This window comes from Clostridium sp. X (genome assembly GCF_055755365.1).
Window position 1 is genome coordinate 2014989 of the sequence record NZ_CM146912.1, and the last position, 25602, is coordinate 2040590.

22 protein-coding genes are annotated in these 25602 nt (G+C 28.3%); 16 read left to right on the forward strand and 6 right to left on the reverse strand.

Annotated elements, in window-relative coordinates; translation table 11 throughout:
• Nucleotides 1-183 precede the first annotated feature (183 nt).
• The 3 genes from ACX0KU_RS10140 to nudC all read right to left on the reverse strand — a co-directional run bounded on the left by ACX0KU_RS10140 (nt 184) and on the right by nudC (nt 3308).
• The gene (locus ACX0KU_RS10140; protein WP_472989756.1) at nt 184-1053 is read right to left on the reverse strand and encodes a multicopper oxidase domain-containing protein; all 870 of its coding nucleotides are present in this window, start codon (nt 1051-1053) and stop codon (nt 184-186) included.
• Between the two features lie 172 nt (nt 1054-1225).
• A complete protein-coding gene (gene guaD / locus ACX0KU_RS10145; RefSeq protein WP_472992435.1) occupies nt 1226-2509 on the reverse strand; it encodes a guanine deaminase in 1284 nt (427 codons plus the stop codon).
• A 25-nt stretch (nt 2510-2534) separates the two neighbouring features.
• On the reverse strand, nt 2535-3308 hold the full coding sequence (gene nudC, locus ACX0KU_RS10150; protein WP_472989758.1) for an NAD(+) diphosphatase: 774 nt from the start codon (nt 3306-3308) through the stop codon (nt 2535-2537).
• 205 nt (nt 3309-3513) lie between these two features.
• On the opposite strand from nudC, the gene ACX0KU_RS10155 reads away from it, so the two are divergent.
• The 4 genes from ACX0KU_RS10155 (at nt 3514) to ACX0KU_RS10170 (ending at nt 8488) form a co-directional block, all read left to right on the forward strand.
• Entirely contained in the window at nt 3514-4299 is a 786-nt protein-coding gene (locus ACX0KU_RS10155) for an EFR1 family ferrodoxin (RefSeq protein ID WP_472989760.1), read from the forward strand.
• A gap of 83 nt (nt 4300-4382) precedes the next feature.
• Nucleotides 4383-7541: a DEAD/DEAH box helicase gene (locus tag ACX0KU_RS10160; RefSeq protein WP_472989762.1), complete on the forward strand. Its 3159-nt coding sequence runs from the start codon at nt 4383-4385 to the stop codon at nt 7539-7541.
• Nucleotides 7542-7658: 117 nt separating this feature from the next.
• On the forward strand, nt 7659-7841 hold the full coding sequence (locus tag ACX0KU_RS10165; RefSeq protein ID WP_472989764.1) for a hypothetical protein: 183 nt from the start codon (nt 7659-7661) through the stop codon (nt 7839-7841).
• Nucleotides 7842-7876: 35 nt separating this feature from the next.
• Nucleotides 7877-8488 (forward strand): NUDIX hydrolase, encoded by a 612-nt coding sequence (locus tag ACX0KU_RS10170; RefSeq protein WP_472989766.1) that lies wholly within the window; start codon nt 7877-7879, stop codon nt 8486-8488.
• 77 nt (nt 8489-8565) lie between these two features.
• Here ACX0KU_RS10170 and ACX0KU_RS10175 read toward each other — a convergent pair whose 3' ends face one another.
• Complete coding sequence (locus ACX0KU_RS10175) at nt 8566-8724, reverse strand: hypothetical protein (RefSeq protein ID WP_472989768.1); 159 nt, start codon at nt 8722-8724, stop codon at nt 8566-8568.
• A 207-nt stretch (nt 8725-8931) separates the two neighbouring features.
• Nucleotides 8932-9633, reverse strand: coding sequence for an Ig-like domain-containing protein (locus ACX0KU_RS10180; protein ID WP_472989770.1), 702 nt, complete (start codon nt 9631-9633; stop codon nt 8932-8934).
• Between the two features lie 189 nt (nt 9634-9822).
• On the opposite strand from ACX0KU_RS10180, the gene ACX0KU_RS10185 reads away from it, so the two are divergent.
• The 5 genes from ACX0KU_RS10185 (at nt 9823) to ACX0KU_RS10205 (ending at nt 14514) form a co-directional block, all read left to right on the forward strand.
• Nucleotides 9823-11598 carry an aminopeptidase P family protein gene (locus tag ACX0KU_RS10185; RefSeq protein WP_472989771.1) on the forward strand — a complete coding sequence of 592 codons (1776 nt, stop codon included), beginning with the start codon at nt 9823-9825 and terminating at the stop codon, nt 11596-11598.
• Nucleotides 11599-11767: 169 nt separating this feature from the next.
• Nucleotides 11768-12301, forward strand: a complete 534-nt coding sequence (locus tag ACX0KU_RS10190; protein WP_472989773.1) for a sigma-70 family RNA polymerase sigma factor — start codon at nt 11768-11770, stop codon at nt 12299-12301.
• On the forward strand, nt 12288-13712 hold the full coding sequence (locus ACX0KU_RS10195) for a DUF4179 domain-containing protein (RefSeq protein WP_472989774.1): 1425 nt from the start codon (nt 12288-12290) through the stop codon (nt 13710-13712). Before ACX0KU_RS10190 ends, ACX0KU_RS10195 begins: the two co-directional genes overlap by 14 nt.
• Before the next feature lie 220 nt (nt 13713-13932).
• Nucleotides 13933-14097: a small, acid-soluble spore protein, alpha/beta type gene (locus tag ACX0KU_RS10200; protein ID WP_472989775.1), complete on the forward strand. Its 165-nt coding sequence runs from the start codon at nt 13933-13935 to the stop codon at nt 14095-14097.
• Nucleotides 14098-14316: 219 nt separating this feature from the next.
• Complete coding sequence (locus ACX0KU_RS10205; RefSeq protein ID WP_472989776.1) at nt 14317-14514, forward strand: cold-shock protein; 198 nt, start codon at nt 14317-14319, stop codon at nt 14512-14514.
• Nucleotides 14515-14643: 129 nt separating this feature from the next.
• Here the strand turns inward: ACX0KU_RS10205 and ACX0KU_RS10210 are convergent, their stop codons facing one another.
• The gene (locus tag ACX0KU_RS10210; protein ID WP_472989777.1) at nt 14644-15354 is read right to left on the reverse strand and encodes a hypothetical protein; all 711 of its coding nucleotides are present in this window, start codon (nt 15352-15354) and stop codon (nt 14644-14646) included.
• Between the two features lie 221 nt (nt 15355-15575).
• Between ACX0KU_RS10210 and ACX0KU_RS10215 the strand changes: the two genes are divergently transcribed.
• From ACX0KU_RS10215 to ACX0KU_RS10245, 7 genes are all read left to right on the forward strand, one after another.
• Nucleotides 15576-16859 carry a DEAD/DEAH box helicase gene (locus ACX0KU_RS10215; RefSeq protein ID WP_472989778.1) on the forward strand — a complete coding sequence of 428 codons (1284 nt, stop codon included), beginning with the start codon at nt 15576-15578 and terminating at the stop codon, nt 16857-16859.
• A gap of 205 nt (nt 16860-17064) precedes the next feature.
• The gene (locus ACX0KU_RS10220) at nt 17065-20403 is read left to right on the forward strand and encodes an ATP-binding protein (protein ID WP_472989780.1); all 3339 of its coding nucleotides are present in this window, start codon (nt 17065-17067) and stop codon (nt 20401-20403) included.
• A gap of 723 nt (nt 20404-21126) precedes the next feature.
• Nucleotides 21127-22113 (forward strand): MBL fold metallo-hydrolase, encoded by a 987-nt coding sequence (locus ACX0KU_RS10225; protein ID WP_472989781.1) that lies wholly within the window; start codon nt 21127-21129, stop codon nt 22111-22113.
• Between the two features lie 754 nt (nt 22114-22867).
• Nucleotides 22868-23323: a MarR family winged helix-turn-helix transcriptional regulator gene (locus tag ACX0KU_RS10230; RefSeq protein ID WP_472989782.1), complete on the forward strand. Its 456-nt coding sequence runs from the start codon at nt 22868-22870 to the stop codon at nt 23321-23323.
• 41 nt (nt 23324-23364) lie between these two features.
• A complete protein-coding gene (locus tag ACX0KU_RS10235; protein ID WP_472989783.1) occupies nt 23365-23925 on the forward strand; it encodes a flavodoxin family protein in 561 nt (186 codons plus the stop codon).
• Nucleotides 23915-24592 (forward strand): NAD(P)H-dependent oxidoreductase, encoded by a 678-nt coding sequence (locus ACX0KU_RS10240; RefSeq protein ID WP_472989784.1) that lies wholly within the window; start codon nt 23915-23917, stop codon nt 24590-24592. Before ACX0KU_RS10235 ends, ACX0KU_RS10240 begins: the two co-directional genes overlap by 11 nt.
• Before the next feature lie 382 nt (nt 24593-24974).
• Nucleotides 24975-25514, forward strand: coding sequence for a DUF5698 domain-containing protein (locus ACX0KU_RS10245; RefSeq protein ID WP_472989785.1), 540 nt, complete (start codon nt 24975-24977; stop codon nt 25512-25514).
• Nucleotides 25515-25602 lie beyond the last annotated feature (88 nt).

Sequence of the window (25602 nt, forward strand, 5' to 3'; positions counted from 1 at the left end):
GTGAGGATAAAGATGACAGTGCCATATAACATCACCAATACATCCATTTAAGCTTCCAGCTCCAAATAAAGGTTCAATAGTAAAGCTTTCTTGAGGACTAAAAGATATTGAGTCAATTATAGTAGAATTAGGATTATTAGGCTCTAATCTCCATTGATGATTGTGAAGATGAAATACATGAGTTTACATAATTCCACCATGAATTACTCTAAACTTGGCAGGATCACCTTTATAAGCACGTAATATCGGAGTTGAAGGATCTCCGAAAGGCCAAGAACTTAGGGATACTTCCTCACCAACCCCTCTTGTACCTTCAGGATGACGATTTCTCATAGGTTCAGCTCTATAGTTTATTGGCATAGTAGATTCGGGCATTCCTGTTTCGTGATTTACAGGTGTATCACCGTGAATGTTTTTTATCTCTGGTTCATCGTGAAATATTGTAACGTATTCTCTAAAGTCTGGTAATGAAGGGTGGTGTATATCAGCATATAAGCCACTTTTAATGCTTTCACCTGTTTCAGGACTTGTCCAAGTTGCACCAACAGGTTCAACTATTAATGCACCAAAAAGTCCGTGAACATTTGTAGCTTCCTCGGAACTTCTAGAGTCTCCCATATCATTAAAGAAGAAAATACCTTCTTTATCAGCTTCCCATATATATCTTATTTTCCTATTAGCTGTAGTGTTAGGATTAAATCCAACAGAAGCACCATCAGAATTTAAAACATTATATTTTACACCTTGTATATGAATTGATGCTGGCTTGTCCAATTTATTCTCAAAATCTACAATTAAAATATCTCCTAGATTTGCTCTTATAACTAATGGTTGTATAATATCTACGGGAGTTAAGGGATGGTTTTTTACTTCTTTTCTTAAATCAGCCTCATTTTCTTTTAGAACGTACATTAATCCGTTTGGATCATGATCGCCATGCATGTTGTATACTATTCTTGTGGAAATTGCAACAATGTTAAAGTGTCTAGCTTGTACATATTTTCCTTTGTAATAAATTTTATTATCTTCTGGTTTATAACTTTCTTCATACATTGTATTATCACTCCTATAATTTAAAGAAAGTTAGAGTTTATTAATAAGAATTAGTCTAAACATCAGACTAACTCTTAATATATACTATGGAGTATTATAGAATAGGTGATATATAATGTATAAATATTTTTAGCAATTAGATTTAAATATAATAAAAAGGTATAGTCTAAAATTAGATTATACCTTTTGGCCCTTCAATTAAATTTCCACAAACATATCTGTGAAGTATATGTCTATCATCTCCAGTATAAATAAATCTTTCAAGTCTTTGTTCAAGGGTGTAATCAGAATAATTAAGACTAGAATCATCAATGATAAGAGCGTCAAAATCATAACCCTTTTCAAAGCTTCCTACCTTTCCAAAGAAGCTACCGCCACCCTTTGTAGCTATATAAAAAGCTTCAGAATTAGAGAGGAAAGGAATTTCCTTATTAGAATTTTCCCAAAATAGTTTTGATACTTGAATTGCATATACCATTGTTTTGAAAAGTGAACACGTATGGCCACCACTTATATCAGATCCAAAACCAAGTTTTATATTGTTATCAATAAATTTTCTAATAGGCATCATACCACTTCCAACGTTAAGATTAGAACTTGGGCAGTGAACAGCCATTACGTTATTTTCTTTCATTAAGCGCATCTCTTCATCTGGAGAAAAACTACAATGAGCCATTAAAGTAGGGGTTTGACCAAAGAGATTAAAATTATTATAAACATCACCATAGTATCTTGAAGTTGGGTATAGATCTTTTACCCAAGCAATTTCACCTTTATTTTCAGATAGGTGAGATTGTACTGGCATATTATATTTCACACTAAGTTCTCCTAAACCCTGTAGAAGCTCCCTACTACAGCTTGGTACAAATCTAGGAGTTATTATTGGTTTTACTAGTGGAGATTTATCCTTAAATTTAGTTATTATTTCTTCTGTATCTTTAAGTGAAGATTCTAAGGTTTCTCGTATATGAGAAGGGCAGTGCAAATCCATATTTACTTTACCTACAAATGCTCCAAGTCCAGATTTAATAAAGAGGTCCATTAGATACATGGAGGCTTCTTTGTGAACTGTTGCAAATAATACAGTTCTTGTAGTTCCTTGTTTCCATATTTCTTTAATAAATCTGTCATATATTTCTTTGCTATAATCTAAATTCTTAAATTTTGATTCTTCGGGGAAGGTATAATCATTAAGCCAGGGAATTAACTCTTTATCCATGGCCATTCCAAGATGTCTAAATTGTGAAGCGTGAGAATGAAGGTCATTCATGCCAGGAATGATTAATTTATCACTATAATCTATTATATTATAATCTTTATATTTCCCAGGCAATACAGTATAAACATCATCTACTTTGCCATTAATAACTACAATAAAGCCCTTCTCTATAAGGGTGAATTTTTCTGAAGTAGGGGTAAAAATAATATTTCCTTTGAATACTTTAGTCGATGTCATTAAATTCATTTAGTGTCACACTCCTTTACTTGTTAATAAACCAATTTATAAGTCTTCGAGCTATACTGCCAGGTAGAGGTAGGTTAGGGAAATCTTCAACTTTATAAAAAGCGGCATCATCAATTTCAGCACCATCAACTTTTAAGTCTCCTCCAGCATATTCACAAGTAAAAGCAACCATTAAAGAATCAGGAAAAGGCCAAGGTTGGCTTCCAAAATACTTTATATTTTTAACCTGTATACCTACTTCTTCATAAACTTCTCTAGCAACACAATCCTCAAAGGTTTCACCAGGTTCTACAAAACCTGCAAGTACACTGTAGAATTCTTTAGGAAAAGTAGTATTATGAGCAAGTAATAATTTATCATCCTTAGTAACCGCTGTTATAATTGCGGGAGATATTTTAGGGTAACCAGTAAAGCCACATTTAGAACAAGTTTTAGATGGATCTTCTTTTTTAGCATCTATTAAAGTACCACATTTAGAACAATATTTATATGTATTATTCCAATGTAGAAGATGAAAAGCTTTTGAAGCTAAATTAAAAGTAGAGTTATCTACTAAACTTATAAGTACACGTAACTTATAAAATTTAAATTCATCAGTTATATCTAAATCTAAGTCTATTCTTCCAAAAAAATAATCTGTATTATCTTTTGTTGTTAAGAAAGATAAAGTGTTAGAATCTAGTGATAAAGATTTTATATCATTATCACTAGGTAGAGATATATTATCATCATTCATCTTAACAATTAATCTATCCTTATTAAAAATAAAATATAGTTTAATATTATTCATAGCGATACACCTTTTCTTATTTGATTTATGTTATAACATTAGTATAGATATTGACATAAATATAATCAAGGTAAAAATGACCAAATAGTTAAGTGATTTAACCCTATATCTATTGGTATATAAGAGTAATTAATATATACTTAATTTATGGAAAATTATGAAATTCATATAATGTACTAATTAAAAGTAAGGGAGATATTTATTTATGATATTTTATTTTTCAGGAACTAGGAACTCTTTACAAGTAGCTAAAGATATTTCTGATTATCATAATGAAAAGCTAATTTCTATATCTAAAGAAATGAATAGTGTTATGGAAGAGATTGAGTATACATTAAAGGATGAAGAAGTTATAGGTTTCATATTTCCTATATATGCCTGGGCTCCACCTAAAATGGTACTGCAATTTGTGGAAAAGCTAAAACTTAATAATTATAAAAATAATTATATTTTTTCCGTAGCAACTTGTGGTGATAATATAGGAAATACAATGAAGGTTTTAGAAAATTCTTTAAAGAGAAAGGGAATGAAACTTAGCAGTGGATTTTCACTTAAAATGCCTAACAATTATATTATAATGGGTAACATTGATTCAAAAAAAGTTCAAGAAGAAAAGCTTACATCAGCAGAGGCAAGTTTAAAGAATATTAATGAAGTAGTTAAAGAAAGAAGAGTTGGAGTATTTCAAATTAAAAAGGGAGTTTTACCGGGATTATTAACTACAGTTATAAATCCTTTATTTAATAAGAATGCTATGGATACAAAAAAGTTTAATGTAAATGATAAATGTATTGCTTGTGGACTATGTGAAAAAGTATGTAACTCTAATACTATTAAAGTCAAAGAAAAGCCAGAATGGGGAGAGGCGTGTACTCAATGTTTAGCCTGTATTCACTACTGTCCCACTAAAGCAATTCAATACGGAAAAGGTACTGAAAGTAAGGGGAGATATGTAAATCCAAAGGTGAATATAAATGAGTTTTTAAAATAATAATAAGTTTTAGACATAAGGTATAGACAGCATATTATGTCTATACCTTTTTATTTAAATTACATAAGAAAAGTGGTGAGAAGATGAACTTACAAGAATTAGAAGAAATAATTTTCAAACCAGCTTCTAATATTATGAAGAAAATGGGAGAAGAAATATTTAAAACTGGACTTATTACAAATGTACAAGGCAAAAAGATAGAAGATATATATCATATATATGCAGCAATAGTAAATAGTAAAAGTCATAGTGAAATAAAGACACATATGAAGGTAGATTTAAAAGATAAAGAATTAAAGTATGTCAAATGTACGTGTGAGGACTTTAAAGAAATTTCTAAAAATAAAAAAATGTTTATGTGCGAGCATTTAACAGGAACTACATATAAATTTTTGAGTTTAATAAAGAATAGAAAATCAAAAGAAAATAAGACATTAGAAGATTCAAAACAGAATTTATATAAGAATGAAGATTGTTATAAAGATAAAAGAATTCTTATAGATCTTGATGTGAAGATTTTACATAGAAGCTTTAGGGAGAAGGTTAATTACGAATTAGAATTTAGATTAGGTTTTGCACATAAGCATTTAATAACTGATTTAAAAAGCTTTATATATAAGCTTGATGAAGAAGGAAAAGTCTATTTCAATGATAAGTTCACTTATAACTCTAAGAAACATGAAATTTCCTTAGAAGGTACAAAAATTATAGATTTCATTAGAAAATATATTTATAAAAGAAAAGAAATGTCTAACTCTAATAGGAGTTTGTTAATAGATTCTAAGGATTTAAGAGAATTTTTAAATTGTATTGTAGATAGTAAAGTTCTTTTTAAGTACGGTGGAGTAGTTTATAGAATAAACGTTTTAAAGGAAGACTTACCCCTTACTTTTACTCTGCGGGAGGAGAAAGATTACTTTAAATTGACTACACATAAAAAGCTTCCCATACCTTTAAGTGAACATAAAGATGTGTATTTTTTTTACAATAAGTTATATATACCTTCTAAAAATCAAATTGAAAAATATATTCCTTTATATAATAAATTTAGAGATCAGAGTGAAATTTTATATAATAGAACTATAAAAAATTATAATGGAATTATCACTATAATCAGTAGTATTTCAAGAGATATTACACTTTCAGAAGAAGTTAAAAGATTCACAGGTAGCTTAGCAAAGTATGAATTTTTTATTTATACAGATAGAGATAGTATATATTGTGATGCTTATATACTTTACTATAGAGAAAAAATTAACTTATTAGAGAAGGATATTGATGGTATAGGTGTTATAAGAGATTTAAATGAAGAAGAAAAACTTCTTATGAAGCTAGAAAAATATAAGTTTATACAAAAATCAGAAAAGTTTATGTTTATTGGTGGAGATGAAGACCTTTTTAGCCTTTTAAGTAATAAGAAAAGTGGAATTTATACATTAGGTAAGGTCACTTTAGGTAAGGGTCTTGAGGATATAAAAGTATATAATTCAGAATCTATTAAAATAGATTTTTACGAAGAAGAGGATTATTTTAAACTTAATTATAGTATGGGAGATGTAGATAGTAGAGAATTTAGAAACATTTTTCAAAGCTATAATTCTAATAATAGATTTTATAAAACTAAAGATAATGGATTTATAAATTTTCAGGATGAGGAAATAAAAAGTTTTTTTAATTTAATTCAGTACTTGAATTTTGAGGAAGAAATAGAAGATGGTTCTGTTAAGATAGATAAAAATAGAGCTTTATATATTTCAGAAAGTTTGAGGAATAAGAATTATGAATTTGGCACAGGAATGGATTTAATAAGAAATATAGAGAATAGAATAAGCAAGATAAATAAAGATGAGGAAACTGTTCCAAGGGATTTAAAAGCTAAGCTTAGAGCCTATCAAGTAAGTGGATTTAGATGGTTTAAAGCTTTAAGTGAATTAGGCTTTGGAGGCATCTTGGCAGATGATATGGGACTTGGTAAGACTATTCAAACTATTACCTTACTTTTAAGTGAAAAGAATAAAAAATCCTTAATAATTGCTCCAACTTCTTTAATTTATAACTGGAAAGATGAAATGATAAAATTTGCTCCAAGTTTAAGAAGCGGCATAGCTTACGGAAATATGGATAGTGTAGAGAAGATAATAAATAGATTAGATGAATATGATGTAATTTTAACAACCTATGGAACTTTGAGAAATAATATTGAAAAGTATGAAGATATCCTATTTGATTATTGCATTATAGATGAAGCTCAAAATATAAAAAATCCTGCAGCTCAAGTTACAGTAGCAGTTAAAGAAGTTAATGCAAAAATAAGATTTGCATTAACAGGAACACCAATTGAAAATAATCTAAGTGAATTATGGTCCCTCTTTGATTTTGTAATGCCAGGGTATCTATATTCTAAGGAAGTATTTGAAAAGAAATTTATTTCTAACTCGCATAGTGACTTAGAGAACTTGAAAATAATGATAAAGCCTTTTGTTTTAAGAAGAACTAAAAAAGAAGTTATAGATGATTTACCAGATAAAATAGAAAAAAAGATATTAGTAGAAATGACCATTGCCCAAAAATCAGTATACAGTGCTTATATAAAGAAAATAAAAGAAAGAATGAAGAATGATACTCATAAAAAAATAGAAGTATTCTCCTACTTAACAAAGCTTAGACAGGTTTGTTTAGATCCATCTCTTGTTATTGAAGAGTACAGGGGAGGGAGTGGGAAATTGAAGGTTGCAATGAATTTATTAGAAGAGAATATAGCATCTCAGGGAAAAACCTTGCTATTTTCTCAGTTTACTTCTGCTTTAAAGAAAATAGGCAGTTCATTAGAGGATAAAGGCATTGAATATTTTTATTTAGATGGTTCTACGGAATCAAAAGACAGAATTAGATTAGTAAATGAATTTAATAAGAGTAAGCAGGTTAAAGTTTTTTTAATTTCATTAAAAGCAGGAGGAACTGGACTAAATTTAACCTCAGCTAACCTAGTGATTCACTTTGATCCTTGGTGGAATCCAGCAGTAGAAAATCAGGCAACAGATAGAGCACATAGAATTGGACAGAAGAGTGTAGTAGAAGTAATTAAATTAGTAGCTAAGGGAACCATAGAAGAAAAGATAATCTCACTTCAAGAAGATAAGAAAGAACTAATTGATAATGTTATTACAGGAGAGCTTAAAAATAGCAATGCATTAAGCAAGCTATCTAGGGAAGAATTAATAGAGATTTTTTATCAGGTATAAGGTGATAAGTAAAAATTTATAAATTCAATAAACTGGCTAGAAATCAGATTTTGACACATTTTATGAACTGTATGCTATAATTATACTATAGTAGTATTAAATGGGGGAGATTAAATTATGAATTTTGTAAATAATGATAAGGAAGCCGCAAGATTAGTTGAAATTGGGGCTATAATGGACAGTATAGGTATTAAAACAGTAGAAATTGCTGAAAAACTTAAAGAACATCTTGGAAGTTGTCCCGGTGGAAAAGGGTGTATTGAGAAACTCATATTAGAAAACAATAGTGACAATATTTAAGACAATCCAAGGCGTAAGATCGGAGAAATGTGCATATGGATAAGGGAAAGATAAAGAATATAGAAATTTTGGCAAAGACTAAGTTTTTAAGTTTATATAGTGCAGAGTATGAAAATAAGTTAGGAAATATTAAGCACTGGACCATAGCTTCAAGAAAAAGTGAGAAAATTTTAAAAGAACAAATTTTTGAAGGAAAAGAAGAAAAAATTGATGCGGTTGTTATAGTAGCCTTTCATAAAGATTTAAATAAGTTGGTCTTAATTAGACAATTTAGAGTGCCTGTCAATGATTATTTATATGAGCTACCAGCTGGGCTTATAGATGAAGGTGAGGAGCTTTCTACAGCAGTAGCAAGAGAACTTTTTGAAGAGACAGGATTAAAACTGATATCTATAGATAAAAGTAAGAATATAATGCCTGTATATGCATCAGGAGGAATGTCAGATGAATCTATGGCTCTAATATACTGTTTGTGTGAAGGGGAACCGTCTACAGATCATTTAGAAGAAGATGAAGATATAGAGGTTGTCTTAATATCACCAGAAGAAGCTAGAATTATGTTAAAGAGTAAAGTTAAATTTGATGCAAAGGCATATCTTGCACTACAGAGCTTCGTAATTTTAGGAAAGTATATAGTTCGGGAATAAGGCATAATAAAATAAATTTAAATAATTAAAAGAACTAGAGTAAACTCTAGTTCTTTTAATTATTATAGAGATCTATTCTAATTTTTTTTATTTGTATTTGAATTGCTTAAGAATAAAGCATATATTTCTTCCTGTTGATTTTCTTCATATAAGAACCTGTCACATATCTCTTTAGTATATTTTTTATTAAGATTTTTTCTATAACTAGAGCTTAAAAGATACTTTATAAGATTCATAAATTAGCCCCCCATTTCTGTTTTGAAATTTCATACTTAGTATTAATATAGTATATGAAATTTGTATAAAAATGTAAGTATAAATAAAATATTAACAGGATTATTTAAAATTTAACAGAGATTAAAGGGGGAATTTGCTAGTGATAAAAATAAATAAATCATTAGTTCAATTCTTGCTATAAGCTATTTCATTCTTAATAATATTTTTTAATCTTTAAATTTCTTTACTTTCACATTATCTTTATTCTTGTTATTCTTGTTATCTGTTACATATACAGTGCATTGAGCAAAGTATTTTCCATCTAATGTTTTAACTGTAAGAATCGAAGTACCTTCTTTTAGGCCAAGGATTTTTCCGCTGGTATTCACTGTAGCAACACTAGTGTCGCTTGATTTCCATGTTAAAGAAGTATCTTTTTTATTTTTTGAAGTGAAAATAGGATTAATCTGTTTAGATTTACCCTTCTTTACTAAAAGAGAGTATTTATTTAATTTTATAGGGTTAACGGACACATTTGTGCTTACAGGGTTTATAGGACTTACTTCAACTATACATGTAGAGGTAAAACCACCATCTTCAGTTTTTGCTATTATTAAGACTGCTCCTTCTGATTTACCTGTTATTAATCCATTTTCATCTACCACAGCAATATCAGAATTAGCAGATCGCCATATAATATTTTTATTAGATGCTGTAAGTGGAAGTATGGTTGCAGATAACGAAGTTTTTTCATTTGCTTTTATAGTTACAGAATCTTTATTCAGAGATACCCCAGTTACATTAATAATACTAGGAGATAACTGATTTGTATTGGTAGTTTCAGACATTAGTATAACTTCAGAAGTTGCCATTACGTAATAATCTCTTATCTGAAAAACTACAATAAGCGTAAAAAGTATAGCTAACATTATACTAATATATTTTTTATTCTTCTTAAATTTTACTATAGAAGCCTCCTTGTAGCAATTAAGTAGTTAACATATAAATTCTATATAATAAATACGTATGTTTTGTATAGTTTTGATGTAGTATAAAAAGAAATCTTAAAAATTTTGTTTATGCTATAATAAAAATAATATATAGATGAGGTGATTATTATGGATGTAGAGGAAAGAATTAAACATTTAAGGCATCTTATGAAAGAAAGAGGAATTGATGCATACATAGTACCAAGTAGCGATCCACATCAAAGTGAGTATGTTGCCGAACATTACGCTACTAGGGCATTTATAACTGGCTTTACTGGATCTTTTGGAACGGCAGTTATAACACTTGAGGATGCTGGACTATGGACAGATGGAAGATACTTTATTCAAGCAGAGAGTGAATTAAAAGATACAGGTATTACCCTGTTTAAAATGGGGGAAAAGGATGTTCCGACTGTTGAAGAATTTTTAAGAGACTCACTTTCTAAGAAAGCTAAAATTGCTTTTGATGGAAAAGTTGTATCATTACAATACTTTAAAGAGTTAAAAAAGTGTTTAGAAAATAAAGAAATTTCCTTTGAGATTATGGAAGACTTAATAAATAGTATATGGAAGAATAGACCTGAAAAGCCATGTACTGATGTTATACTTCATGATACAAAGTATGCAGGAAAATCAAGAGAAGATAAACTTGATGATGTAGTTAAAGAAATGAAAACTTTAGGAGCGGATTACTACGTTATATCAGGGCTAGACGATATAGCATGGTTACTAAATATTAGAGGAAGAGATGTTGAGTGTAATCCACTAACTATAGCATATTTAGTAGTTTCTGAGGGAAACTCAAATATATTTATAGATAATAGAAAAATTAATTCACAAGTTAGAGATGAGCTAAAGAAAGCCAATGTAGAAATAAAACCCTATGATAGTATTGGAGAATTTTTGGAGGAGATTACAGAGAGTACAATATTATTTGATCCATCAAAAACGAATATATGGTTGCACAGTGCTATAAAAGTTAAAACTATAGAGAGCATAGATATAACAACAAAAATGAAGGCTATAAAAAATGATGTAGAGATTCAAAATGTAAGGAATGCAATGGTAAGAGATGGTGTGGCTATGGCTAAATTCATAAGCTGGCTAAAAAAAACTATAAAAACAAGTCACATTAGCGAAATAGAGGCATCGGATAAGCTAGAGGAAATAAGAAAAGTTGGGGATAAGTTTTATGATTTAAGTTTTGATACTATATCAGCTTATAGAGCTAATGCTTCTATGCCTCATTATAAAGCAACAAAAGAGAAACAAGCAATTATAAAGAACGAAGGATTATATTTAGTAGATTCAGGAGCTCAATACTTAGATGGAACTACAGATATAACAAGAACTATAGCAGTAGGTTCTTTAACAAATGAAGAAAAGTTTGACTATACCCTTGTTCTTAAAGGGATGATTGACCTTAGTATGCAACGATTTTTATATGGAGCTACGGGATCTAATATAGATATCATAGCGAGGCTTCCATTATGGAATGCGGGAATGGACTATAAGCATGGAACAGGCCACGGAATTGGATTCTTTTTAAATGTCCATGAAGGACCACATAGAATATCTACCGTTCCTAATTCTGTAAAACTTGAAAAAGGAATGATTGTTTCTAATGAACCAGGAGTATATAAGTCAGGAAAACATGGTATAAGAATAGAAAATCTTGTAGTTGTTCAAGAAGATGAAAAGACAGAATATGGTGGACAGTTTATGAAGTTTGAGACTTTGACACTATGTCCTATAGATAAGGAAGCTATAGATGTTTCTTTATTGACTACTGATGAAAAGACATGGTTTAATAATTATCATAAAATCGTATTTGAGAAGCTATCTCCATATTTAGAGGGAGAAGAATTAGATTATTTAATAAAGGCAACAGAGGGAATTAAATAATAGATTTAATAGCACATATAACCACAGCTTAGGCTGTGGTTATTTTTCTGTAAAGAGGATATTAAGATAAATTAGAGAAAATAAATTAAGAAATTAAATAATAAAAACAAAAAACATTTTAATTTATGTAGAGTCTAACTTATATAAGCAGTAAAAGGGGGCGGGATTTTTGCATGATCATTTATATGCAGTAAAAAAAGCTATTAGTGGAGATGGAGAATGCTTTATTAAGCTTATTGAGGAAAGAAAAGATATCTTATATAGAACTGCATTTCTTTACGTAAAAAATCAACAGGATGCATTAGAAATAGTGGATGCTACAGTATATAAAGCATATTTATCAATAAAGAAATTAAAAAGACCTGAGTTTTTTTATACATGGCTTACAAAAATTCTTATTAATTGTTGTATGGACTTACTTAGGCATAAAAAGAAAGTGGTTCAACTTAATGACAATTATGATGAATTATATATAGAAAAAGATTCAGAAATTAAGATTGATCTTTGTAATGCAGTAGATAGACTTCAAGGGAAGTATAAAACCGCAATTATTTTAAAATATTATAACAATCTTAAAATACGAGAAGTGGCTGAAATAATGGAATGTACAGAAAGTAATGTGAAGAATTATATTCATAAGGCACTTAAAGAGTTGAGATGTGATATTAATGAAGGAGGAGATTATGCAGATGGAAAAATATAAATTTGATTTAGATAAGTGTAATGATATAGAAGTTCCAAAGGAAATTCATGATTTAGTAAGCAGTGCAGTAGCTAGAGCAGATATAAAAATGAAGAAGAAAAAGAGAGCTATAAAGTATTTTTCATTAATTGCAGCGTCCTTAGTTATATTCATATTTTCTATTAACATGTCACCTGCTTTAGCATCCAGTATATCAAAGATTCCAGGGCTTGAGTATCTTGTAGAACTTGTAACCTTTGATAAAGGTCTCACAAAAGCAATTGAAAATAATTTTGTGCAACACATAGATAAAAGTGTAGAAAGTATGAATATAAAACTTACAGTTAAAGATGTAATAATTGATAAGAGAAATATGATTATTGCCTATGAGGTAAGTACAATAGATAAGAAATATAGTGATTTAAATGTTTCATTGCGTAGTTCAATAGAAATAACTGATGATAAAAATAATAATATGGTTGGGAGTATACAAACAAGTAATTATCCTTATGAAGATTTTAAAATAACTGGAAAAAAAGAAGGAATAATAAAAGTTTATTTTAATGAAGATATTTTAAAAATTCCTGAAGCTTTAACAGTGAAAGTAAAAGAAATGGAGGATGGCTACTATGAAGGTGATTATCAAGAGGGAAGAAATTATAAAAGTGATAGAATTTATGGAGAATGGAAAGTACGCTTTAATATTGATACTAAACTTGCCAGTGTAGAGCCACATCTGTACTCTGTAAATAAAAGTATAAACATTGGTGAAATAGATGCAGTAATTCAAGATATAAATATCTATCCAACTTCTGGAGAAATAAATTTTAAAATTAAGGATAATAAAGACTATAAATTTATTGATTTTCTTAATGCAAGACTTGTTGATGAGAAGGGAATAGAATATAAAATGAAAGGTGGTTTCGGATCTGTAGATAATTTAAGTGGAACCCTATTTTCAGAGAGTACCTATTTCACTGAGGCAAAGGAGCTATATTTTAAAGCTGATGGAGCGTTATTTATACCTAAAAAGGATATGTATATTATAGTAGATATAAAAAATAAGAAGATTTTAGAAAATAGTGGTTTTGATATAGAGTTTGAAGATACAACCTTTGAAGATATAGAGGATAAAAAGGAATATAATGTTGCATTTGAGATTAAAGATAAAGAAATCCTTCAAATGAGTAGTATCGAAGGTGCTAATTTTGGAGGCATAACTTATGATGAAGTAAAAGATGAAAAAAATAATAAGTATAATATTATAGGCTTTTTTTCAAGTAATGTTATAGAAAATGTAATAAACGGTGAAAAATGTATCAGAAGTGGAATAAGTATTTCTGATGTTACAAAAGAACCAAATATATTAAAATTAAAAATAGAAAGAGTTGCTAAAGGATTGTTAAAACCTATAACTATAAAAGTTAAATAATGTTATGTAAAGTAAACATGTAAAATAAATAAAGTACTTTAAATTATTTAACCTAAAAAATTTATATAATTCTAATATATTATAATAAATTTTGGTGACAATATAATGTGAACGGGTTATAGCTAAAAAATAATTAATAATAATATTAGTTTAATAAGAAATATATTAGCCTGTTTTATCTACTCACTAATGATAAAAAATTATGTTGGGAGTGATTAGTATGTCACACAAAAATAATAAAAACAGTAAAAATAATAAGAAAGCAGGTGAAAAGACAAAAAAAGAATTAAAAGAAATGGAATTTGAAATGTCTAATGAAATAGGTCATTCTAATGAATCAAAAAAGCTTGGTAAAAATAAGACAGGAAAAACAAAAAAACACTAAAAATAAATAATTTAACTAATACACTAATTAATATAAAAAATGCTTGCGTTATATAAAAAAGTATGATAATATAAATATATTGCTTAAATGAATAGTAAATAATAAAATCTAAATATATTTCAATTAGTACTTTAAAAGCAGTATTTTAATTTCGAAATTTTATTAGTGTATTATTACAAAGAAGTTTAAGAAAAATAAAATTTCGGAGGTACACATCGCATGAATGGTACAGTAAAATGGTTTAACTCAGAAAAAGGATTTGGATTTATTACAGGAGAAGACGGAAAAGATGTTTTTGCACACTTTTCACAAATAAATTCAGATGGTTACAAAACTCTTGAAGAAGGTCAAAATGTTTCTTTTAGCGTAGTTAAAGGACCAAAAGGACCACAAGCAGAAAATATTACTATTATCTAATATAAATATTTTAGCCCTTAAATAGTTTGCTATTTAAGGGCTTTTTATGTTTTAAAAGAAAATTATAAAAAAATACAAAGTAACTATGTGATTTTATAGTTACTTTGTATTTTTTTTAATAAGATATACTTAATTATTAATATCTAAGGTTTCGTCATTTTCAGGTGTTTCTGATTCCTTTACCAATAGAACATTAGCTAAATTAGATTTTCTATTATTTAAAGAATTATGAGTTATATGTTTAGTAATCATATCCTCAGGAGCATTCATTATAAAATCATGTAAAAAAACTCTACCAGTAGATGAATTAGCTATAGCGTAGTGCTCACCTTGATTTAAATAGTAAACCCAAGAATAACCACTGTTAAGTACTCTATCTAAATCTTCTTTATCAATTAGAGTCCTTTCCTTTCGTCTACCATATTTATCTCTAAGTATGATTGCAACGGTTTCTGAATCTATCTCTTCATAATCATTAATTACTGCATTTTGATTATATACTTCAATATTACATCTTCTATTGTCAAGAGTATCACCGTTAAGATGTCTAATAGGAGTTTTAGTATGTGTACCTAGAATAAAGGAATGTAGAGTTTGTTTTTCTTTAAGTGTTTTTCCATTCACAGTAGAAAAATTTAAAACTTGAACTAAGTAGCTATTGAAGTCTTTATTCCATTCTGCAAACCAAGTTCCTTTATCTAATACCATCTTTAAATCAGCAGTATCTATTTTTGTATCAATAATTGAATCATTCTTTTTACTAACTTTTAAAAAAGTAATATTTTCTTTTGTTTCATACTCATTAACTTTCACTTCGTATTTACCTTTTATGACAGGCACCTCTTTCTTTTAGCATATTATAGTATGTCTTATAGACAGCATTCTTTATTATATCACAAATATGAAAATTGATGCAAATATGGAAGAGTGAAAACTAGTTTATGTAGCTTTATTTTATTCTTACCTATATAATGTTAAGAAGAGAAGGCAATACTAAGGGAAACGAGCATTCTCTATATTTAAAACGTTTATTATAAATTTAATTATCCAAGGGAGAAAAAATGATATTTAAAAACTTAAATCTTATTGAGCCTATTTTGAAGGCTCTAACTAATGAAGGATATACAAATCCAACCCCTATACAAGAACAAGCTATACCACATATTCTCGAAGGTAAAGATTTGCTAGGATGTGCTCAAACGGGTACAGGAAAAACAGCAGCTTTTGCTTTACCTATACTACAACTTCTATATGGTGAGCAAAGATCTTCAAAACGAACTCAAACTATTAAAGCATTGGTATTAGCTCCAACTAGAGAACTTGCTGTTCAAATTGGAGATAGCTTTACGGCCTATGGAAAACATATGGCATTAAAGAATACTGTTGTTTTAGGTGGAGTTTCACAAAATTCTCAAATAAAAGCATTAAATGCAGGGGTAGATATTTTAATTGCCACACCGGGTAGACTTCTAGATTTGATTCAACAGAACTTTATAAGTCTTGATCATATAAAGTTTTTTGTCCTTGATGAAGCGGACAGAATGCTTGATATGGGTTTTGGACCTGATGTAAAAAGAATTATATCAAAGCTACCTAAAGAGAGACAGAATATGCTGTTTTCTGCAACAATGCCAACAGAGATATTAAAGTTAGTGGATTCTATTTTAAAGAGTCCGGTGAAGGTAACTGTAGACCCTGTCTCATCTACTATTGATACTATAAAACAAGCAGTGTATTTTGTTGAAAAGAAAAATAAGAAAGCTTTACTTATACACCTTTTAAAAGATAAATCCATTGATTCTGTTCTTGTGTTTTCACGAACAAAACATGGTGCAAATAAAATAACTCAAGATCTTGAAAAGGTTGGAATAGAAGCTCAAGCCATTCATGGAAATAAATCACAAAATGCAAGACAGCTTGCTTTAAATAATTTTAAGGAAAAGAAAATCAGAGTTTTAGTAGCAACGGATATAGCAGCTAGAGGTATTGATGTAGACGAATTATCTCATGTAATAAACTTTAATCTGCCAGATACGCCAGAAACCTATGTGCATAGAATTGGACGTACTGGAAGAGCGGGAGCAAAGGGAGTTGCACTTACATTTTGTGATGAAGAAGAGAAGAAAGAACTGAAAGATATTGAAAAGACTATACTAAAATCAATACCAGTAATTGAAGAGCATCCTTACGTTATGGACACTTCAAGTATAGTAAAAAGTAATGAAGTTAAAAAGAAAGTCTCCACAAACAGAGATCGAAAAAGAGGCTATCATAGAAGTAATGAGAAAAAATCTCCAAAAAAACAATATTCTAAACAAAACAAAAGTAAGCAAATAAGTAAATAAGTAAATAAGTACTCATAAAGACTCTTAGGGGTCTTTATTTTATTTGGAGGTATTTTAAAAGTTTTAACAGAAATTTTATATTTAAAAAGAGTTTATCCTATTTACATATAGAATTCAGATGAAAAATTTGCTATAATTTTAACATATACGACAGGAAACGATAAAAAATGATACAAAATATGATTTTTTAGGGTGAAGGGGCCATATGAAAAAGAATAATAAACTACCAAAGATAAGATTATTTATTTTACTGTTAATTACCTTAGGAATATTTATGTACATAATTAATGAAAGTATAAATGTCAATGACATGAGCAAGCTTAAACCTATTGCGGAAAAGGGTGTAATAGATTTAAGAAATTGGAATTTTAGCAAAGATGGTATGATAAAACTAGATGGTGAATGGGAATTTTATAAAGATCAATTTTTAGCACATGAGGACTTTAAAAATACATCCATAAAAAGAGACTATAATTCTATACCAGGTATTTTAGGTGGACAAGGGTACGGAACCTATAGAATAAAAGTTCTTGTTAATAATGATGATTATTTATATTCAGTAAAAATTGATTATCTTCAAAATGCCTATAAACTTTATGCAAATAGTAGAGAGATAGTATCAGTAGGGAAAATAGGGAAAAGTAAAGGGGAAATACAACCTCAAAATTTACCTGAAATAGGTTCCTTCTATACAGAAAATGGTGAAGTATACTTGATACTTCAAGTTAGTAACTTTTATTCTAAATTTGGATTTATTGACAGTATAACAATGGGAGAAGCCTCTAGAATGACTGATTATAAAGAGGAAAAGTTAGCTTTTGACTTATTTCTCTTTGGGAGCAGTATAATTGCCGCACTTTATAATTTAGCAGTATTTTTTAAACGCAAAAAAGACAAGGCGCCTTTATATTTTGCATTAGTTTGTATTTTGGTTGCAATTAGGACAATATTTATAGGAGAAAGATTTTTTATCGCTCTGTTTCCTAGCTTTAATTATTTAATTGCAGTAAAAATAATGATTTGGACATTTTATTTATATGTGCCATTTATAGTATCATTTATTAATAAAAATTATGTTGGTGCTCTTCCAAAAAAAGTTGTAAAAATCTCCAATTTTTCAGCAATTCTTTACTTTTTTATAGTACTTGTAAGTCCGAATGCATATTATATCGTGTTTCTTGTTTATTTTGAAGTGGTGGCATTGTTAATGATATTGTATATGATGTGGAGAATATCTAAGTTATATATTTATTCAGAGACAAGTGACTATATTACTGTAGTAGGACTATTTGCATTATTTATAACAAGAATAAATGATATTTTATATGAGTACAGTATTATTATGACAAATTCCTATGCACCTTTAGGCGTATTTGTATTTATAATAGCTAGTTATTATGTTTTAGCAGAAAGACAATCAAAAGCTCTTTCTAATGCTGAGGATATGAGTGAGAAGCTTAAATCTTTAAATAACTTAAAGGATGATTTTTTAGCTGTAACATCTCATGAACTAAAAACCCCTTTAAATGGTATAATTGGATTATCTGAAAGTATTGCTAATGTGAGTTCAAGCAATATGAATGAGGATGAAAAATATAATTTATATCTAATTAAATCAAGTGCTATAAGATTATCTAACTTGGTAAATGATATTATAGTATTTTCTAGGCTGAAAAATAATGATATAACATTAAATAAAAAGTCAGTTAAAATTAATAAACTTATAGATATGGTAGTGAAATTTAGTGAGCCATTCATAAAAAATAAAAATATAGAATTGATTAATTTAATAGATTCAAATATTCCTTGTGTATATGGTGATGGGGACAGAATACAGCAGATTTTTTATAACTTAATTGGTAATTCAATTAAGTTTACACAAGAGGGTAGAATAATTATTTCCTATGACATAAAAGAGAATTTTATAGAAATTTTTATAGAAGACACTGGAATAGGCATACCAAAAGAAAAAATTAATACAATTTTTAATATATATGAACAAGCTGAAGGAATTTCAGAGAAATATGGGGGAACTGGACTTGGACTTCATATAACAAAAAAACTAGTAAATCTTCATGATGGGGATATAATAGTTGAATCTCAGGTTGATGAAGGTACTAAATTTACCATTACTTTGCCACTAAGTTCTAAAGGTAATGATGATTATAATCATGAGAGTAAATATATAGAACCAGTAGAAATTAAATCTTCTGATATTTCAACAAATGAGATTATTACTAAAGTAAATAACGACTCAGATATTATAAAGAGCAAAAGCTATAAGATACTAATAGTAGATGATGAGTATATTAATCAAAGAGTGTTAGAATATCATCTTTCAAATGTTAGTGAAAATATATTAAAGGTCTCAACTGGAAAACAAGCTTTAGAAATTATAGAAGAGAATAAAGACATAGACCTAGTTATTATGGATATGATGCTTCCGGATTTATTAGGCTATGAAATATGTAGTATGATTAGAAAAAAATATTCAATTTTTCAGTTGCCTATAATCATGATGACAGCAAGTAATAGACCAGAAAATTTAGTGTCATCTTTTAATAGTGGTGCAAATGATTATCTAAGAAAGCCCTTTAGTAAGGATGAACTTTTATCGAGAGTTAATACTTTACTGACACTGAAAAGTTCTGTTAATGATGCTTTACTTTTAGCACAAGAAATATCAAGAGCTAATGAAAAAATTGAGACACTTAATTTTAAAAATTATGAAAGCAGTAAAAAAGTCGAAAAGCTTATAGAATACGATAAGATAAAAACAGAGTTTTTTGCTAATATGTCTCATGAACTTAGAACTCCTCTGAATGTTATCAGTAGTACAATACAACTATTAAAGTCTCTAGATAAATCAAAAACTCTAGATGATGATAGAATAAACTATTACTTTAATATAATTAATCAAAATGCATGGAGACTTCTGAGATTAATTAATAACATAATAGATACTACAAAAATAGAGGGAAATTATTTAAATCTAAGTTTAGCTAACGGCAATATAATAGAAGTGGTGGAAGAATTAGTTCAATCTGTTGCATACTTCATAGAAGCTAAAGGAGTAAATATAACTTTTGATACAGAGATAGAAGAGAAGATAATTGCTTTTGATGAAGAAAAAATGGAAAGAATTATATTAAATCTTTTATCTAATGCAGTAAAATTTACTGATGTAGGTGGAAATATATATGTTAACATTTATGACAGAGATGATTTTGTAGAAATATCCATTAAAGATACAGGAATCGGTATTCCAAAGGAAAAATTAGAGTTTATCTTTAAGAGATTTGCTCAAATCGATAAAACAACAACTAAAAAAAGCGAAGGAAGTGGAATTGGACTTGCTCTTGTTAAATCTCTTGTTGAAGCTCAGGGTGGAACTGTTTATGCTAAAAGTGAGATAGGAGAAGGTAGTGAATTAATTGTCACTCTTCCGGTGAAAGTATTAGATAATGAAGAAGTAGATAACAAAGATACTTTGAAGCCAAAGTATAACGAAAATTTAAAAATTGAATTTTCGGATATATACTAATATTTAATTGTGAAGAATTACCATGAAAATTTGTGTATGATATTTTTATAAGTGAACATAATAATAGCATAAGGAACATGACAGTTGAACGAAGAGTTATATATGCTCTTAAGGTTTTGGGGTATATATGATTCGATCAAAGATTTTATATAGGTCAATAAGGCTTATATAGGGTCAGAGAGAAGATTTTATATTGTGGGGTAAAGCTTTATTATAGTAGGTTTTGAAAAATAAATCTATTATAATAGGGTTGAAACTTATGATATAGGGTCGAGTTAAGATTATATGATGTGTAAAAATAGATTTTATAAGGTCGAAAGATTTTATAAGGTTTATGATATATGTTATATAGTCGAGGAAACCATTATTATAGGTTGTGATTTGCTTTATTATAGTCGAAAGATTATAGTAGGGTAATAAACTATCTATATTAGTGCAACTTAGATTGTTATGCTCTTTAGATGTAATATTAGCTGTGAATACTGTATAGCTTTATCAGAGACTAATATTATAAAACATGTATAATATATATACATGTAAAAACCAGAAATCCTGATACTTCAAACTATGAAGTATTAGGATTTTTTTTCGTTGAAGAAAAAAATTATTATGTTATAGTAAAGTCATGATAAAATATAGAAGTGATTTTCATTTTTATGATTTAACTAAAGTTAATTGGAAGATATAATTCAGCTTAAAACTTAGAATAATGGAGGTAAAGAGATGATAAAAGAGATTATACATAATATTTATAAGATAGATGTAACGCTACCAGAAAATCCACTAAAAAATCTTAATTGTTATGTTATTAAAGGTTCAGAAAGAAATTTGATTATTGATACTGGTTTTAATAGAGAAGAGTGTTTAAGTTCTCTTATTGAAGGAATAAAAGAATTAAATCTTGATATGGATGTAACAGATTTATTTATAACTCATCTACATGCTGATCATTCGGGACTTGTTCCAGAGATAATTTCTAAAAGCTCAAAAATATATATGAATCCTATTGATAAAAACATACTAGATAAATTAATTAATGATAGTTCTGGTTACTGGACAAAGCTTGAGTCTAGATACATGATGGAGGGATTTTCAGAAGAAGAAGTTATAAAATCACGACAATCTAATCCAGCTAGAAGACTAATACCTAGATGTAGTTTTGGTATAGTTCCTGTTCAGCAGGGAAGTAAACTATGTTATGGTGGATATGAATTTGTTGCAGTTACAACTCCTGGACATACACCAGGTCACACTTGTTTATATTGTGAAAAAGAACAATTAATGTTTACTGGAGATCATGTTCTTTTCGATATAACTCCAAATATTACTTTATGGATGGATCTTCCCAACTCTCTAGGTAGTTATATAGAAAGCCTACATAAAATAAAAAAATATGACGTAAAATTAGCATTAGTTGGACATAGAGAGATAACAGGAGAATTTGAAAAAAGGGTAGATGAAATTTTGGTGCATCATAAAGAGAGACTTAAGGATGCACGTTTGATTATATCAGAGAGTCCAGGAATAAATGCATATAATATAGCCTCAAAAATGAAGTGGTCTATTAGAGCTAAAGATTGGAGCGATTTTCCCCTTGCTCAAAAATGGTTTGCTATTGGAGAGACAATTGCCCATTTAAAATATTTAATAGAAGATAAAAAAATATATATAGTAGAGAAAGATAATATAAATACTTATTATAGTTATTAGTTGTAAATTTGGATAAAATTCAATAAATATAATTGTGCATGATATCTTTATAAATGAACATAATAATATCATAAGGAACATAACAATTGAACGAAGAGTTATATATGCTTTTATAATTTAAGGGTATATATGATTCGATTAAAGATTTTATATAGGTCAATATGGCTTATATAAGGTCAGAGATAAGATTTTATATTGTGGGGTAAAGCTTTATTATAGTGGATTTTGAAAAAAATTCATTATAATGAGGTTGAAACTTATGATATAAGGTCGAGTTAAGATTATATAGTGTGTAAAAATAGGTTTTATAAAATCGAAAGATTTTATAAAGTTTAGGATATATGTTATATAGTCGAGGAAACCATTATTATAGGTTGTGAATCTGCTTTATTATAGTCGAAAGATTATAATAAGGTAATAAGCTATCTATATTAATGCAACTTAAATTGTTATGCTCTTTAGTATAATATTAGCTTTGAACAATTTATAAAATTGGTAGAAGATTAATATTATAGGTATTCAGTCAAATACCCCAAAAATAGAAATCCTAATACTTCATTATTTGAGGTATTAGGATTTCTTATTTAAAACAACTAAATAATATAAAAGCTAGTAACATATACATATCTGATTATAAAATAAATAACTTTAATAAATCTATTAAAAGTATTGACATGTTTAGAAATAGGTAATATATTACTTATATAGGTAATATATTACCTATTTTAAGATGCAAATTATCAGGAGGGAAACCATGAAAGATATTGATAAACAAAAGTTTATATTTGGAAGTATATTTCTTTTGGCAAATAAATTCCAGGTTATAGGGGATCAGTATTTGGGCAGGGAAGGAATAACTACAAAACAATGGTTCTTAACAGCTATGATATCACAATTTGGCGATAAAGCACCTACTTTAAGTGAAGTTGGAGAGCTTATGGGCAGTTCAAGGCAAAATGTAAAGCAACTTGCACTAAAACTTGAAGAAAAAGGGTTTCTAACTATAGAAAAGGATGAACAAGACTCTAGAGCACTTAGATTAAGGTTAACAGAAAAGAGTAGAGCATTTTGGGAAAATCGTGAAGAGAAAGACAATGAATTTATTATAAATCTTTTTAATAATTTAAATCAGGAAGAGATTGATATACTGTTTAAAAGTGTTAACAAGCTAGGAGAAAATATAGATAATATAGGAAAAGAATATAAATAAGAATTTTTTATAGAAATATACTTAGTTTGGGGGGGATAAATATGAGTTTAGTAATACTTGATTCATTTCAAAGTGAAAATGATGTTAATATATCACTAAAAAAACTACTTGTAGATAGAAAAGAAGAATTCCATTGCTTTAATTTAAAGGATATGAACATTAAAAGATGCACGGGATGTGGAGCATGTGGAGATAAGACACCAGGTAAGTGCATAATAAATGATGATATGCAACAAGTATTTAGGTCTATAGCAAAATCAGATTGGATTATAATGTTGACGGCTCTAAAATTCGGAGGGTACTCTTCACAGCTGAAAATAGCTGTAGATAGATTTATGGTACTTGCACTTCCTTTCTATTTTGTAAAAAAAGGAAGCTTATATCATCGTCCACGTTATGGTCATAAGTATATTGTAGGCATAGCATTAGCTGAAGAAAATCTAGAAGGGCAAGAAGTGAATTTTAATAATATAGTATCTCAGAATGCAGCGAATTTAGATTATACAGGAAAATCTATTGTGTTTAATAAATCATATAAAATATCAGAAATTGAAAATGAAATAAGTAAGCTTTTACAAGGAGGTAAGGAAAATGAAGAGTAAAAAAATTCTTATTTTCAATGGAAGTCCTCGAAAGAAAGGTACTTCTTATAGTTTCGCTAGAACTATTAAGAAGTTAGCTGAAGAAGATAGAAATACAATTGAGATTATACACATTATAGAATATTTAGAGGAGGGAAAGAGTATAGAAAGTCTTAAAGAAACTATAGCTAAAAGTGATATTATAGCTCTTTCAAGTCCTCTATATGTAGATTCTCTTCCTCATCCAGTAATATGGTTTTTTGAAAGACTTATAGAGGAGTGTAAAGATGAGCTGAAAGGGAAATGTTTCTTTGCTGTAGGACAATGTGCATTTCCTTATTCAGAACTTGTAAAGACACTGATAGGTTCATGCAAGTGTTTTGCAGAAGCAGCTAAGATGAAGTGGATAGGTGGTCTTAGATATGGGGGTGGAGTACTGATAAATGGTGAACTTATAGAAAATCTAGGAAAAAAGGGAGAGAAAATAACTTCAGCTTTTAAATATGCATTGGATGATATATACGCAGGTAGAGATATATCACCTAAAGCACAGGAAATGTTAGATATGAAGTTTCCAAAAATTCTTGCAAGACCAATGGCTGCATTTTTAAATCATAAAATAAAGATAAATGCAAAGAAGATTGGACTTACTGTTGATGATATTGAGAAAAAAGCTTATCTTCAGTAGAAAATATGTTTGCAAAGTTAGTAAGAATGTGATACACTTAGAAAGTTAGTTATCTATTGGATAGAATTAGTTAAGCTATAAATAAGTAATTTTGTAAAAATCTTATGATTATTATTCTTAAAGTACTCATCAATTAATTTCTAAGTGTATAAAATCAAGATTACGTTTCTTTCTTATTTCAAGCTCTTAAAGTATTAGAATTATTTAATTAAGATAGATTTATTTTAAATTTTAAATATAAACGATCTAATAAGTAATTAAATAATAAATTATTTGCTAACAAGTACTAATGTGTTAGTTTTTTTATTGCATTTTATTTGAAAAATTTACTATATATTGATAATTATAACTACAGATATTTAAAATTAAAGGAGGTGGCATAATGACTAGAAACGTTATGTTTGCAATTATAGGGTTATTTTTAATAACTTCGTTTACAAATATTTTAGCAACACTTAAATCAATATTAATGTCCAAAAAAATTATGAGTCCAGTTTATTTGTTAGTATTTTTAGATGCTATGATTTTTGCGATGGTAGTTTCTAAAATGAGCGGTTCAAAAGGGATTCATTTTACTATAGCATATGCTTTAGGTAAAACAACGGGAGTGTTTATAGGCAGTAAAATCGAAGAACGATTAGCATTAGGTATATTAGAAGTAGACTTATTCTTAAACAATAAAGAAAAAATGGTTAAGATAGCAGAACAGCTAAGAGAAGAAGGGTATACTGTAAATAACTTTTTAGCTCGAGGTAACAATGGCGACAAAAGATATAAAGTGGAAGTAGTAATTAAGAGAAAAGAATTTAAGGTTTTAGAAAGTATAATAGATGCCTGTGGAGTTATTAATCCAACGTTAAAGATTAAAACTCTTAGCAAGGTGTATGGTAAAATCAGTACCACTAGAGTGAGAACTAGTTAAGAATTTTAAATAGGATGAATATCTGAAATTTAAAAATTAAATTAGGATTTATTTAGTAGCTAGTTTATAGTTTTTATATAAGCTAGCT

Coding starts and splice junctions, on each gene's coding strand:
- ACX0KU_RS10140 (WP_472989756.1), bottom strand. CDS start 1,053: ATGTATGAAGAAAGTTATAAACCAGAAGATAATAAAATTTATTACAAA.
- guaD (WP_472992435.1), bottom strand. CDS start 2,509: ATGACATCGACTAAAGTATTCAAAGGAAATATTATTTTTACCCCTACT.
- nudC (WP_472989758.1), bottom strand. CDS start 3,308: ATGAATAATATTAAACTATATTTTATTTTTAATAAGGATAGATTAATT.
- ACX0KU_RS10155 (WP_472989760.1), top strand. CDS start 3,514: ATGATATTTTATTTTTCAGGAACTAGGAACTCTTTACAAGTAGCTAAA.
- ACX0KU_RS10160 (WP_472989762.1), top strand. CDS start 4,383: ATGAACTTACAAGAATTAGAAGAAATAATTTTCAAACCAGCTTCTAAT.
- ACX0KU_RS10165 (WP_472989764.1), top strand. CDS start 7,659: ATGAATTTTGTAAATAATGATAAGGAAGCCGCAAGATTAGTTGAAATT.
- ACX0KU_RS10170 (WP_472989766.1), top strand. CDS start 7,877: ATGGATAAGGGAAAGATAAAGAATATAGAAATTTTGGCAAAGACTAAG.
- ACX0KU_RS10175 (WP_472989768.1), bottom strand. CDS start 8,724: ATGAATCTTATAAAGTATCTTTTAAGCTCTAGTTATAGAAAAAATCTT.
- ACX0KU_RS10180 (WP_472989770.1), bottom strand. CDS start 9,633: ATGTTAGCTATACTTTTTACGCTTATTGTAGTTTTTCAGATAAGAGAT.
- ACX0KU_RS10185 (WP_472989771.1), top strand. CDS start 9,823: ATGGATGTAGAGGAAAGAATTAAACATTTAAGGCATCTTATGAAAGAA.
- ACX0KU_RS10195 (WP_472989774.1), top strand. CDS start 12,288: ATGGAAAAATATAAATTTGATTTAGATAAGTGTAATGATATAGAAGTT.
- ACX0KU_RS10200 (WP_472989775.1), top strand. CDS start 13,933: ATGTCACACAAAAATAATAAAAACAGTAAAAATAATAAGAAAGCAGGT.
- ACX0KU_RS10205 (WP_472989776.1), top strand. CDS start 14,317: ATGAATGGTACAGTAAAATGGTTTAACTCAGAAAAAGGATTTGGATTT.
- ACX0KU_RS10215 (WP_472989778.1), top strand. CDS start 15,576: ATGATATTTAAAAACTTAAATCTTATTGAGCCTATTTTGAAGGCTCTA.
- ACX0KU_RS10220 (WP_472989780.1), top strand. CDS start 17,065: ATGAAAAAGAATAATAAACTACCAAAGATAAGATTATTTATTTTACTG.
- ACX0KU_RS10225 (WP_472989781.1), top strand. CDS start 21,127: ATGATAAAAGAGATTATACATAATATTTATAAGATAGATGTAACGCTA.
- ACX0KU_RS10230 (WP_472989782.1), top strand. CDS start 22,868: ATGAAAGATATTGATAAACAAAAGTTTATATTTGGAAGTATATTTCTT.
- ACX0KU_RS10235 (WP_472989783.1), top strand. CDS start 23,365: ATGAGTTTAGTAATACTTGATTCATTTCAAAGTGAAAATGATGTTAAT.
- ACX0KU_RS10240 (WP_472989784.1), top strand. CDS start 23,915: ATGAAGAGTAAAAAAATTCTTATTTTCAATGGAAGTCCTCGAAAGAAA.
- ACX0KU_RS10245 (WP_472989785.1), top strand. CDS start 24,975: ATGACTAGAAACGTTATGTTTGCAATTATAGGGTTATTTTTAATAACT.